Raw genomic sequence first — 12,252 nt, 5'->3', positions numbered from 1 at the left:
CCCGCCCCGACCGGGCGGCCGGCGGAGTGACCGAAGCCGCTGTACCACTGCCGGCCGTCACCCCGTGCCGGTGAAGGAGATCGTCCCGATGAACCGCAAGACCCTGGTGCTGCCCCTCACGGCAGCCCTGCTCACGCCCGTCCTCGCCGGCTGCGGCGACGACAGCGCGAGCAAGGCCATCGTCGTCGGCACCACGGACCAGTTCGTCGCCACCACGGACGCACCCGCCCCGCTCGACCCCGCCTACGCGTACGACACCGGCGCCTGGAACATCCTGCGCCAGACCGTCCAGACGCTCATGCACGTCCCGCGCGGCGGCGGCCGGCCCGTCCCCGAAGCCGCCCAGAGCTGCGCCTTCACCGACAAGGAGAGCGAGAGCTACCGCTGCGAGCTCCGCTCCGGGCTCACCTTCGCCGACGGCACCCCCGTCACCGCCGACGACGTCAAGTTCTCCGTCGAGCGCGTCCTCGCCATCAAGTCCGACAACGGCACGGCCGCCCTCCTCGCCGGCATCGACACCGTCGAGACCAAGGGCGACCGCGAGGTGATCTTCCACCTCAAGACGCCCGACGCGACCTTCCCGTACAAGATCTCCACCCCCGTCGCCGGCATCCTCAGCAAGGACAAGTACGACGGCAAGGCCCTGCGCAAGGGCTTCGAGGTCGACGGCTCCGGCCCGTACACCCTCAAGGCCGAGGTCGCCGGCGACAAGGTGACGAAGTTCGTCTTCACCAAGAACGCCCACTACAAGGGCGACATCACCATGCGCAACGACAAGGTCGAGCTGCGTCCCTTCGACGACGCCGCGAGCATGGACAAGGCGCTGCGCGACGACAGCATCGACGTGGCCGGCCGCGCCATGTCGCAGGCGCAGATCAAGGACCACACCGAGAAGCCCGAGGACGGCATCAACCTCACCGAGGTCCCCGGCCTCGAGATCCGCTACCTCGGCTTCAACACCAAGGCCCCCGCCGTCAAGGACAAGGCCGTCCGGCAGGCCATGGCCTCCGTCGTCGACCGCGGCGCCCTGGTCAGCAAGGTGTACGGCCCCACCGCCGAGCCGCTCTACTCGCTGATCCCGTCCAGCGTCACCGGCCACGCCACCTCGTTCATCGACACCTACGGCGAGCCCGACACCGCCAAGGCCGCCAAGATCCTGCGCGACGCCGGCGTGCAGACCCCGGTCAAGGTCACCCTGCACTACACCACCGACCACTACGGCTCCGAGACCGCCCAGGAGTTCGAGGCGCTGCGCGGCCAGCTCAACGCCAGCAAGCTCTTCGACGTCCAGATCCAGGGCACCGAATGGGCCAAGTTCCGCCCGGCCCAGAAGCGCGGCGACTACGCCGTCTACGGCCTCGGCTGGTTCCCCGACTACCCGGACCCGGACAACTACGTCGCCCCGTTCCTCGACAGCGACAACTTCCTCAACACCCCCTACGTCAACCAGTCCGTCCGTGACCGGCTGATCCCGCAGTCGCGCCGCGAGGCCGACCGCACCGCCGCGACCCCCGTCTTCGAGCAGATCCAGAAGATCGTCGCCAAGGACGTGCCCATCCTCCCGCTGTGGCAGGGCAAGCAGTACGTGGCCGCCCGCGACGACATCACCGGCGTCGAATGGTCGCTGAACACCTCCTCCGACCTGCTCCTGTGGGAGCTCGGCCGCGGCACCGCCTGACCCCTTCGTTCGTACCGGCCGCGCGACACCCCCGCGGCCGGCCTGGCAAGAGATCAAGAGGCAAGTTCTGTGAAGGCACACAACAAGTGGCTGACCGCCCCCCTCGCGGCCGGCCTGGCAGCCACCCTGCTCAGCGGCTGCGGCACCGAGCAGGGCGGTGACGCCGGCGAGGCCGGCCCCACCGTCCGCGTCGGCATGTCGGACGAGATCCTGGCGACCGACCCCGCCGCCGGATACGACCCCGGTTCCTGGCTGCTGTTCAACAACGTCTTCCAGTCCCTGCTCGCCTTCCCCAAGGGCGGCTCCCTGCCCGAACCCGAGGCCGCCGACAAGTGCGGCTTCGACGCCGGCAGCAGGATCTACACCTGCACCCTGCGCGAAGGCCTCAAGTTCTCCAACGGCAACCCGCTCACCTCGGAGGACGTCAAGTTCTCCTTCGAGCGCGCGCTGAAGATCAACGACCCGTCCGGCCCGGCCCCGCTGCTCTCCACCATCCAGAGCATCGAGACCCCCGACGAGAAGACCGTCGTCTTCAAGCTCAAGGTCCCCGACGCCACCTTCCCCAGCAAGATCGCCTCCGGCGCCGGCTCCATCGTCGACCACCGCGAGTACTCCGCCACCGAGCTGCGCACCGACGGCAAGGCCGTCGGCTCCGGCCCGTACAAGCTCGACTCGTTCAGCGACACCGAGGCCGACTTCTCCGCCAACGCCGACTACCACGGCACCGCCAAGCCGCGGAACGGCGGCGTCACCCTCAAGCTCTACCGCGGCGACCGCGAACGCCTCGCCAAGGCCCTGTCCGCAGGCGAGATCGACGTCGCCTACCGTGGCCTGTCCGCCGACGACATCGCCGCGATCGAAGGCTCCACCAGCGCCGACGACAAGGGCCTGGAAGTCGTCCAGGGCAGCAGCGCCGAGGTCCAGCACCTGGTCTTCAACATGAAGGACCCGGTCGCCGGCAAGCTCGGCGTACGCAAGGCCATCGCCCACCTCGTCGACCGCGATGCGCTCGTCCAGGGCGTCTACAAGTCGACCGCCACCCCGCTCTACTCGATCGTCCCCGCCGGCATCGCGGGCCACAACACCGCCTTCTTCGACACCTACGGCAGCCCCGACAAGGAAGCCGCCAAGAAGGCCCTGCGCTCGGCCGGTATCACCACCCCGGTCAAGCTCACCCTCTGGTCCACCCCCAGCCGCTACGGCCCCGCCACCGACCAGGAACTCAAGGCGATAGCCCAGCAGCTCAACGACAGCGGCCTGTTCCAGGCCGACGTCAAGTCGGTGGAGTACGACCAGTACGAGAAGGACATCAAGGCCGGCAAGTACGGCGTCTACGTCAAGGGCTGGGTCCCCGACTACCCCGACGCCGACAACTTCACCGCGCCCTTCTTCGGCGACGGCAACGTCCTCGGCAACCACTACGAGAACGACAAGATCACCGGCGACCTCATCCCGAAGACCGCCGCCTCCGCCGACCGCGGCGCCACCGCCGCCGACTTCGGCAAGGTCCAGGACATCGTCGCCGACCAGCTGCCCTTCCTGCCGCTGTGGCAGGGCAAGCAGTACGCCGTCGCCCGCGACACCGTCACCGGCCTCGAATGGACCCTCGACGCCTCCACCGTCTTCCGCTTCTGGGAGATCAAGAAGGGCTGACCCGGCCCGCCGTACGAAGAGGGCCCGGCGCGCTGTGTGCGCGCCGGGCCCTCCTCGTACACCGTCAGGCGATCACTGCGCGCCGGGACGCACCAGACCGCTCTCGTACGCGTACACCGCCGCCTGCACCCGGTCACGCAGACCCAGCTTCGTCAGCACATGCCCCACATGCGTCTTCACCGTCGTCTCGCTGACGAACAGATCCGCCGCGATCTCCGCGTTCGACAGACCCCGCGCCACCAGCTTCAGCACCTCGACCTCACGGTCCGTCAGCGTGTTCAGCGTGTCCGGAACCTGCTCCTCACCCGACGGCAGATGCGCCGAGTACTTGTCGAGCAGCCGACGCGTGATCGACGGCGCCAGCATCGCCTCGCCCGCCGCCACCACCCGGATCGCCTGCACCAGCTCGGTCGCCGGAGCGTCCTTCAGCAGAAAGCCGCTCGCCCCCGCCCGCAGCGCCTCCACCACGTACTCGTCCAGATCGAACGTCGTCAGCACCAGCACCTTCGCCGGACCGTCCCGGCCCGGACCCGTGATCTGCCGGGTCGCCTCCACCCCGTCCATCCGCGGCATCCGGATGTCCATCAGCACCACATCGGGCTGCAGCGCCCGCACCTGGTCCAGGGCCTGCAGACCGTCACCGGCCTCACCCACCACCGCGATGTCCTGCTCCGCCTCCAGAATCATCCGGAAACCGGTACGCAGCAGCGGCTGGTCGTCGACCAGTAGGACGCGGATAGCCACGGACAACTCCTCAGGAGCTCAGACGGAGGGCGGAACGGCACCCATTCTGCCCTGCCGGGGCGCGGCCCCCGGATCACACCGGGCGCGCGGGCACCACCGGCAGCGGATACACCGGGGGAGTGCCCCCGAACTCCGGACACACCGCCTGGTGATCGCACCAGCCGCACAGCTTCGTCGGCCGCGGCCGCCAGTCACCCGTCTCCGTCGCCAGCCGGATCGCCTCCCACAGCGCCAGCAGCTTGCGCTCCACCCGCAGCAGATCCGCCTCCACCGGGTCGTACGTCAGCACGTCCCCGCTGCCCAGATACACCAGCTGCAGCCGGCGCGGCACCACGCTCTTCAGCCGCCACACCACCAGCGCGTAGAACTTCATCTGGAACAGCGCGCCCTCGCTGTACTCCGGACGCGGCGCCTTGCCCGTCTTGTAGTCGACGATCCGCACCTCACCCGTCGGCGCCACGTCGACCCGGTCGATCACCCCGCGCAGCCGCAGCCCCGAAGCCAGCTCCGTCTCCACGAACAGCTCGCGCTCGGCCGGCTCCAGACGCGTCGGATCCTCCAGCGTGAACCACCGCTCGACCAGCGACTCCGCCTCCGTCAGCCACTGCGCGAGACGCTCGCCCGCCGGATCCTCCGCGAACAGCTCGCCCAGCTCCGGCCGCGACTCGAGCAGCCGGTCCCACTGCCCCGGAATCAGCGCCTTCGCCCGCGGCGCCGTCCGCTCCACCGCCGGCGCGTCGAACAGCCGCTCCAGCACCGCGTGCACCAGCGTGCCCCGCGTCGCCGCCGCACTCGGCTTCTCCGGCAGCCGGTCGATCACCCGGAACCGGTACAGCAGGGGACACTGCATGAAGTCACTCGCCCGCGACGGCGACAACGACGTGGGCGTCCGGGCCGCCGAGGAAACCACCGGCGGCTGCTCGCTCGTACTCATGACAAAGACAGTACGGCCCACCACTGACAGCGCGTACCCGTCCGACCCTGATCCGCTCACCGGGCGCGCGCGGAATACCATCGACTCAGGACCCGTCGCACTGCATCATCGACATGATCGAACCGTGACCGCGTGACGCGGGCCGAGCAGCTCGGCGACGAAAGGAACCCGTGAACCAGGACGAGTCCAAGCCGCAGCGGACCGAGGAGCCCGGCGGCGGCATCCTCATGGGCCGCCCCTTCGGCGTGCCCGTCTACGTCGCCCCCAGCTGGTTCCTGGTCGCCGCCCTCATCACCTGGGTCTTCGGCGACCAGATCGACCGCGTCCTGCCCGAACTCGGCGCCCTGCGCTACCTCGTCTCGCTCTTCTTCGCGATCGCCTTCTACGCCTCCGTACTCGTCCACGAACTGGCCCACACCCTCGCCGCGCTCCGCTTCAGACTCCCCGTGCGCCGCATCCAGCTCCAGTTCTTCGGCGGCGTCTCCGAGATCGAGAAGGAGACCGAGACCCCCGGCCGCGAATTCCTCCTCGCCTTCGTCGGCCCACTCCTCTCCCTCGTCCTCGCCGGCGTCTTCTACGCCGGCCTCTACGCCGTCGAACCCGGCACCGTCCCCTCCGTGCTGCTCGGCGGCCTGATGATCTCCAACCTGATCGTCGCCGTCTTCAACCTGCTCCCCGGCCTCCCCCTCGACGGCGGCCGGATGCTCCGCGCCGTCGTCTGGAAGATCACCGGCAACGCCATGAGCGGCACCGTCGCCGCCGCCTGGGTCGGCCGCGCCCTCGCCGTCACCGTCCTCATCGGCCTGCCCCTGCTCACCCGCACCGGCCTGCTCGGCAACACCACCGAAAACGTCTCCGGCTTCACCACCGTCACCGACGCCCTGCTCGCCGCGATCCTCGCCGCGATCATCTGGACCGGCGCCGGAAACAGCCTCCGCATGGCCCGCCTGCGCGAACACCTCCCCGAACTGCGCGCCCGCACCCTCACCCGCCGCGCCATCCCCGTCGAGTCCGCCACCCCCCTCTCCGAAGCCCTCCGCCGCGCCAACGAGGCCGGCGCCCGCGCCCTCGTCGTCGTCGACGGCCACGGCGCCCCCACCGGCATCGTCCGCGAGACCGCCATCGCCGGCATCCCCCAGCACCGCCGCCCCTGGGTCGCCGTCAGCGCCCTCTCCCAGGACCTCACCGACGGCATGAAGGTCCCCGCCGACCTCACCGGCCAGCCCCTCCTCGACCACCTCCGCGCCAGCCCCGCCACCGAATACCTGGTGGTGGAGGACGGCGGCGAGATCTACGGCGTCCTGTCCACCACCGACGTCGAGAAGGCCTTCGTGAAGGCCATGGCACGACCCTCCTCGTAACACCGGTACCCTGTTCACATGTCCGAACCGACCGGTGCCGCCCGCCGTCGCGGGCCCTTCAAGGTCGGGGACCAGGTCCAGCTCACCGATCCCAAGGGACGCCACTACACCTTCACGCTCGAAGCCGGGAAGAACTTCCACACCCACAAGGGTTCCTTCCCGCACGACGAGCTGATCGGTGCTCCCGAGGGCAGTGTTGTCCGTACCACGGGAAACGTCGCCTACCTCGCGCTGCGCCCCCTGCTCCCCGACTACGTCCTGTCCATGCCCCGCGGTGCCGCCGTGGTCTACCCCAAGGACGCGGGGCAGATCCTGGCATTCGCCGACATCTTCCCCGGCGCCCGCGTCGTCGAGGCCGGCGTCGGCTCCGGCTCGCTCAGCTCGTTCCTGCTGCGAGCCATCGGCGACAGCGGCATGCTGCACTCCTACGAGCGCCGCGAGGACTTCGCCGAGATCGCCAAGGGCAACGTCGAGCGCTACTTCGGCGGCCCGCACCCCGCGTGGCAGCTGACCGTCGGCGACCTCCAGGACAACCTGTCCGACACCGACGTCGACCGCGTCATCCTCGACATGCTCGCCCCCTGGGAATGCCTGGAGGCCGTCTCCAAGGCGCTCGTCCCCGGCGGCATCCTCTGCTGCTACGTGGCCACCACCACGCAGCTCGCCCGCACCGTGGAGTCCATCCGCGAATTCGGCTGCTACGCCGAACCGCAGCCCTGGGAATCCATGATCCGCAACTGGCACGTCGAGGGCCTGGCCGTCCGCCCGGACCACCGGATGATCGGCCACACCGGCTTCCTCGTCACCGCCCGCCGCCTCGCGGACGGCGTCGAGCCCCCGATGCGCCGCCGCCGCCCCGCCAAGGGCGCCTACGGCGAGGACTACGAAGGCCCCAACAAGGGCTGACACCACCGGGGCTGACGCCCCGACAACGTACGCGTGCCGCCGCCGAGTTCCCGCCCACGGGCCGGGAAACCGACGGCGGCACACGCGCGTCCGGACCAGGCCCCGCAGCCCCGCGACGGCCGGCCCACCGGAAACCACCCCGACTGTTCCGCCCGCCTGTGACGTGTGGCACGATGCCCGCAACTCCTCGTTCCGCACCACCTCACAGGAGACTCCTCGCGTGCAGACCTCCGCCGTCACGGACCTGGCGCACACCCACGCCCGGCCGGTGCACTGGCTGGCCACCGCCACCGCGATGGCCGGAGTCGTCGCCCTCGCGGGCCTGATCCAGCCCGGACCCGCCGGAGCCACCGCCGCACCGCCGGCACCCCGGCCCGCCCCCGACGCCACCACGGCCCACTACCCGCTGCAGTGCGGGGGAGCCCCCAGCAAGATCGCCCAGAAGGCCACCGGAGACCTCGACGGCGACGGAAACCCCGAGACCGTCGCAGTCGTACACTGCGAAGCCGGCTCCGGCACACCGCCCAGCGGCATCTACGTCCTCACCCACGGCAAGGGCACCGGCACGCCCGCGGCCCGCGTCGTCGCCACCCTCGTCGAACCGGCACAGCAGAAGAACGTGACCGGCTTCGCCATCCGCGACGGAGCCGTCCGGGCCACCCTGCTCGGCTACTCGTCCCCCGACGTGCCCACCTGCTGCCCCGACCAGAGCGAACAGGTCACCTGGCGCTGGCGTGCGGGAACCTTCGTCCGCACCGCCCAGGACCAGGCCCGCGCGGTCTGAGCCGCCGGACCCGCCACAGCGCCGTCACCGGGCCGTCACTCGGCGTCGGGACCGTACACCTCGACACCGTCCCGCACCCGCCGCACATGGATGCAGTCGCCCGGGCACTCCTTCGCCGAGTCCACCACGTCCCGCAGCAGCGGCAGCGGCACCGGCGTCGTCGCCCCCGCCTCCTGCAGCAGCTCGTCGTCCGCACTCTTCACATACGCGAGCCCGTCGATGTCGAGCTCGAAGACCTCCGGAGCGTACTGCGCACAGATCCCGTCCCCGGTGCACAGGTCCTGGTCGATCCAGACCTCCAGCGCCTCGTCGGCGCCCACGGCCGGGGCCTCGTTCTGCACGCTCATATCTGCTGCCGTTTCTGCTTCACGCGGACAAGTCGGGCCAAGCCTGACGGGTGTTGACCACCCATGACGATACCTCCGGCCGCTTTTGCGGGCCCCGGCGGTGGGTATTCCCCTGGCGTGAGGGGAAGCGCAAGGGTGAAGATCGGACACACCCCGGAGTCTTTTTGATCTAGGGGTTTCAATCACCACCCGCCCAGGTAGGGTCAGGAAGCGTCCAGCTCCCCTTGGAGGAGGTGAGGACCGTGGCAGCCCACGACGACGACATCAACCGCGGCATCCGGCCGGGGCGGGGGTCTGAGGACCCCGCCGGTCAGGTTGCCTATCTCGAGCAGGAAATCGCCGTCCTGCGCCGCAAGCTCGCCGACTCTCCGCGTCACACGAGGATTCTCGAGGAGCGGATCGTCGAGCTGCAGACGAACCTGGCCGGCGTGTCCGCGCAGAACGAGCGGCTCGCCAATACACTCCGTGAGGCCCGCGACCAGATCGTGGCCCTCAAGGAGGAGGTCGACCGGCTCGCACAGCCACCGGCCGGCTTCGGTGTCTTCCTGCAGGCCAACGAGGACGACACATGCGACATCTTCACCGGGGGCCGCAAGCTCCGGGTGAACGTCAGCCCCAGCGTCGAGCTCGACGAGCTCAGGCGGGGCCAGGAAGTCATGCTCAACGAAGCGCTCAACGTGGTCCAGGCCATGGAATTCGAGCGCGCCGGGGACATCGTCACCCTCAAGGAGATCCTCGAGGACGGCGAGCGCGCCCTGGTCATCGGGCACACCGACGAGGAACGGGTCGTGCGACTCGCCGAACCGCTCCTCGACATCACCATCCGCCCCGGCGACGCCCTGCTCCTGGAACCCAGGTCGGGCTACGTCTACGAGGTGGTCCCCAAGAGCGAGGTCGAAGAACTCGTCCTGGAAGAGGTCCCGGACGTCGACTACGACAAGATCGGCGGTCTGGGCAACCAGATCGAGCTGATCCGCGACGCCGTCGAGCTCCCGTACCTCTACCCGGACCTCTTCAAGGAGCACGAACTGCGGCCCCCGAAGGGCATCCTGCTCTACGGCCCGCCCGGCTGCGGCAAGACGCTCATCGCGAAGGCCGTCGCCAACTCCCTTGCCAAGAAGGTCGCCGAGGTGACCGGCCAGCCCGCCGGGAAGTCCTACTTCCTGAACATCAAGGGCCCCGAGCTCCTCAACAAGTACGTCGGCGAGACCGAGCGGCACATCCGCCTCGTCTTCCAGCGTGCCCGGGAGAAGGCGAGCGAGGGCACCCCCGTCATCGTCTTCTTCGACGAGATGGAATCCCTCTTCCGCACCCGCGGATCCGGAGTCAGCTCGGACGTGGAGAACACCATCGTCCCCCAGCTGCTCGCCGAGATCGACGGCGTGGAAGGCCTGGAGAACGTCATCGTCATCGGCGCCTCCAACCGCGAGGACATGATCGACCCGGCGATCCTCCGCCCCGGCCGGCTCGACGTCAAGATCAAGATCGAGCGTCCGGACGCCGAGGCCGCCAAGGACATCTTCGCCAAGTACCTCACCTCCTCCCTCCCGCTGCACGCCGACGACCTCGCCGAGCACAGCGGATCGAAGGAAGCCGCCGCCCACGCGATGATCCAGTCCGTGGTCGAGCAGATGTACGCGGAATCCGAGGAGAACCGCTTCCTCGAGGTCACGTACGCCAACGGCGACAAGGAAGTCCTCTACTTCAAGGACTTCAACTCCGGCGCGATGATCCAGAACATCGTCGACCGGGCCAAGAAGATGGCCATCAAGGCATTCCTCGACCACGACCAGAAGGGCATTCGCGTCTCCCACCTCCTCCAGGCATGCGTGGACGAGTTCAAGGAGAACGAGGACCTTCCCAACACCACCAACCCCGACGACTGGGCCCGGATCTCCGGAAAGAAGGGCGAGCGGATCGTCTTCATCCGCACCCTCGTCACCGGAAAGCAGGGCGCGGACACCGGTCGATCCATCGACACGGTGGCCAATACCGGTCAGTACCTGTAGTGACGCGCACCGGCTGCGGAGGTCCGGAAACGGGCATCCGCAGCCGTCGCTTTCCACTCAATGATTCGCTTCTGATCTCCCCGTACGCGCGCGGCCGCTCTAGGCTCGTGGGTACCGCCGAATCACGCAGACTGCGGGGAGCGGCGCCGGGCAAGGAGGGCCGCATGACCGTACGGCGAGTAATGGGCATCGAGACGGAGTACGGGATCTCCGTCCCCGGGCATCCCAACGCCAATGCCATGCTCACCTCGTCCCAGATCGTCAACGCCTACGCGGCGGCGATGCACCGGGCGCGCCGCGCCCGCTGGGACTTCGAGGAGGAGAACCCGCTGCGGGACGCCCGCGGCTTCGACCTGGCCCGCGAGGTCGCCGACTCCAGCCAGCTCACCGACGAGGACATCGGCCTCGCCAACGTCATCCTGACCAACGGGGCACGGCTCTACGTCGACCACGCCCACCCCGAATACAGCGCCCCCGAGGTCACCAACCCCCGCGACGCCGTCCTCTGGGACAAGGCCGGCGAGCGGATCATGGCCGAGGCCGCCGAACGGGCCGCCCAGCTCCCCGGCGCCCAGCCGATCCACCTCTACAAGAACAACACCGACAACAAGGGCGCCTCCTACGGCACGCACGAGAACTACCTGATGAAGCGGGAGACCCCCTTCTCGGACATCGTGCGCCACCTGACGCCCTTCTTCGTCTCCCGCCAGGTCGTCACCGGCGCCGGCCGCGTCGGCATCGGCCAGGACGGCCGCGAGCACGGCTTCCAGATCAGCCAGCGCGCCGACTACTTCGAGGTCGAGGTCGGCCTGGAGACCACGCTCAAGCGCCCCATCATCAACACCCGCGACGAACCCCACGCCGACGCCGAGAAGTACCGGCGCCTGCACGTGATCATCGGCGACGCCAACCTCTCCGAGATCTCCACGTACCTCAAGCTGGGCACCACGGCGCTCGTCCTCTCCATGATCGAGGACGCCTTCATCACCGTCGACCTCGCCGTCGACCAGCCGGTACGCACCCTCCACCAGGTCTCCCACGACCCGACGCTCCAGTACCTGATCACGCTGCGCAGCGGACGCACACTCACCGCGGTGCAGCTCCAGATGGAGTACTTCGAGCTGGCCAGGAAGTACGTGGACGAGCGCTACGGGTCGGACGCCGACGAGCAGACCAAGGACATCCTGGTCCGCTGGGAGGACACGCTCAACCGCCTCGAGAACGACCCCATGAGCCTCGCCGGCGAGCTGGACTGGATCGCCAAGCGCGAGCTCATGGAGGGCTACCGCCGCCGCGACGGTGTCGACTGGGACGCGGCCCGGCTGCACCTGGTCGACCTCCAGTACGCGGACGTACGCCCCGACAAGGGCCTGTACAACCGTCTGGTGGCCCGCGGGCGCATGAAGCGACTCCTGGACGAGCCGACGGTCGAACGGGCCGAGACGAACCCTCCGGAGGACACCAGGGCCTACTTCCGCGGCCGCTGCCTGGAGCAGTACGCGGACGACGTGGCCGCGGCCTCCTGGGACTCGGTCATCTTCGACCTCCCCGGCCGGGACTCGCTCCAGCGAGTCCCCACCCTGGAACCCCTCCGGGGTACCCGGAACCACGTCAAGGAACTCCTGGACCGCTGCCGGACCGCGGAGGAACTGGTCCGCGTCCTTTCCGGCGGCTCCGGCGGCTGAGTACTTCTGAGTAGGTCGAACGCGGCTGAAATGCCCGGGCACTGGGAATCATGAGACCAGTGCCCGGACGTTGCAGAAACTGCGGGGCCGATGTCAGTCCCGGCTTGTAGGGTCTGATCTTGTAAGACCAGACCTAACCGAGCGGGCCGAT

General features: G+C 69.1%; 10 protein-coding genes. 7 read left to right on the top strand and 3 right to left on the bottom strand.

Features of this window, described 5'->3' with window-relative positions; genetic code table 11:
* The first annotated feature begins 88 nt into the window (after positions 1 to 88).
* Together ACIRSU_RS27080 and ACIRSU_RS27075 are read left to right on the top strand one after the other, a co-directional pair.
* Positions 89 to 1,678: an ABC transporter substrate-binding protein gene (locus ACIRSU_RS27080; protein ID WP_403797114.1), complete on the top strand. Its 1,590-nt coding sequence runs from the start codon at positions 89 to 91 to the stop codon at positions 1,676 to 1,678.
* A gap of 69 nt (positions 1,679 to 1,747) precedes the next feature.
* Complete coding sequence (locus tag ACIRSU_RS27075; RefSeq protein WP_403797112.1) at positions 1,748 to 3,331, top strand: ABC transporter substrate-binding protein; 1,584 nt, start codon at positions 1,748 to 1,750, stop codon at positions 3,329 to 3,331.
* 72 nt (positions 3,332 to 3,403) lie between these two features.
* Here ACIRSU_RS27075 and ACIRSU_RS27070 read toward each other — a convergent pair whose 3' ends face one another.
* Both ACIRSU_RS27070 and ACIRSU_RS27065 read right to left on the bottom strand, forming a co-directional pair.
* Positions 3,404 to 4,075, bottom strand: a complete 672-nt coding sequence (locus tag ACIRSU_RS27070; RefSeq protein ID WP_132914643.1) for a response regulator transcription factor — start codon at positions 4,073 to 4,075, stop codon at positions 3,404 to 3,406.
* A 73-nt stretch (positions 4,076 to 4,148) separates the two neighbouring features.
* Positions 4,149 to 5,009 carry a RecB family exonuclease gene (locus ACIRSU_RS27065; RefSeq protein ID WP_403797109.1) on the bottom strand — a complete coding sequence of 287 codons (861 nt, stop codon included), beginning with the start codon at positions 5,007 to 5,009 and terminating at the stop codon, positions 4,149 to 4,151.
* A gap of 227 nt (positions 5,010 to 5,236) precedes the next feature.
* Here ACIRSU_RS27065 and ACIRSU_RS27060 point away from each other — a divergent pair, with 227 nt between their 5' ends.
* From ACIRSU_RS27060 to ACIRSU_RS27050, 3 genes are all read left to right on the top strand, one after another.
* The gene (locus tag ACIRSU_RS27060; RefSeq protein WP_403797518.1) at positions 5,237 to 6,370 is read left to right on the top strand and encodes a site-2 protease family protein; all 1,134 of its coding nucleotides are present in this window, start codon (positions 5,237 to 5,239) and stop codon (positions 6,368 to 6,370) included.
* An 18-nt stretch (positions 6,371 to 6,388) separates the two neighbouring features.
* A complete protein-coding gene (locus tag ACIRSU_RS27055; RefSeq protein ID WP_019884997.1) occupies positions 6,389 to 7,276 on the top strand; it encodes a tRNA (adenine-N1)-methyltransferase in 888 nt (295 codons plus the stop codon).
* Positions 7,277 to 7,496: 220 nt separating this feature from the next.
* On the top strand, positions 7,497 to 8,060 hold the full coding sequence (locus ACIRSU_RS27050; RefSeq protein WP_403797106.1) for a hypothetical protein: 564 nt from the start codon (positions 7,497 to 7,499) through the stop codon (positions 8,058 to 8,060).
* A 35-nt stretch (positions 8,061 to 8,095) separates the two neighbouring features.
* Here the strand turns inward: ACIRSU_RS27050 and ACIRSU_RS27045 are convergent, their stop codons facing one another.
* Complete coding sequence (locus tag ACIRSU_RS27045) at positions 8,096 to 8,407, bottom strand: ferredoxin (protein ID WP_403797104.1); 312 nt, start codon at positions 8,405 to 8,407, stop codon at positions 8,096 to 8,098.
* 242 nt (positions 8,408 to 8,649) lie between these two features.
* On the opposite strand from ACIRSU_RS27045, the gene arc reads away from it, so the two are divergent.
* Positions 8,650 to 10,416, top strand: a complete 1,767-nt coding sequence (gene arc, locus ACIRSU_RS27040) for a proteasome ATPase (protein ID WP_403797101.1) — start codon at positions 8,650 to 8,652, stop codon at positions 10,414 to 10,416.
* A 164-nt stretch (positions 10,417 to 10,580) separates the two neighbouring features.
* Positions 10,581 to 12,101: a depupylase/deamidase Dop gene (dop, locus tag ACIRSU_RS27035; protein WP_403797098.1), complete on the top strand. Its 1,521-nt coding sequence runs from the start codon at positions 10,581 to 10,583 to the stop codon at positions 12,099 to 12,101.
* The last annotated feature ends 151 nt before the right edge of the window (positions 12,102 to 12,252 follow it).

This window comes from Streptomyces sp. NPDC101160 (assembly GCF_044768205.1).
In the GTDB taxonomy this organism is placed as follows: Bacteria; Actinomycetota; Actinomycetes; order Streptomycetales; family Streptomycetaceae; genus Streptomyces.
This window is presented reverse-complemented; position numbering and strand designations above follow the sequence as displayed.

Excerpts from the sequence above, each read along its gene's own strand:
- ACIRSU_RS27080 (WP_403797114.1), top strand. The coding sequence starts at position 89 with ATGAACCGCAAGACCCTGGTGCTGCCCCTCACGGCAGCCCTGCTCACG.
- ACIRSU_RS27065 (WP_403797109.1), bottom strand. The coding sequence starts at position 5,009 with ATGAGTACGAGCGAGCAGCCGCCGGTGGTTTCCTCGGCGGCCCGGACG.
- ACIRSU_RS27060 (WP_403797518.1), top strand. The coding sequence starts at position 5,237 with ATGGGCCGCCCCTTCGGCGTGCCCGTCTACGTCGCCCCCAGCTGGTTC.
- ACIRSU_RS27055 (WP_019884997.1), top strand. The coding sequence starts at position 6,389 with ATGTCCGAACCGACCGGTGCCGCCCGCCGTCGCGGGCCCTTCAAGGTC.
- ACIRSU_RS27045 (WP_403797104.1), bottom strand. The coding sequence starts at position 8,407 with ATGAGCGTGCAGAACGAGGCCCCGGCCGTGGGCGCCGACGAGGCGCTG.
- dop (WP_403797098.1), top strand. The coding sequence starts at position 10,581 with ATGACCGTACGGCGAGTAATGGGCATCGAGACGGAGTACGGGATCTCC.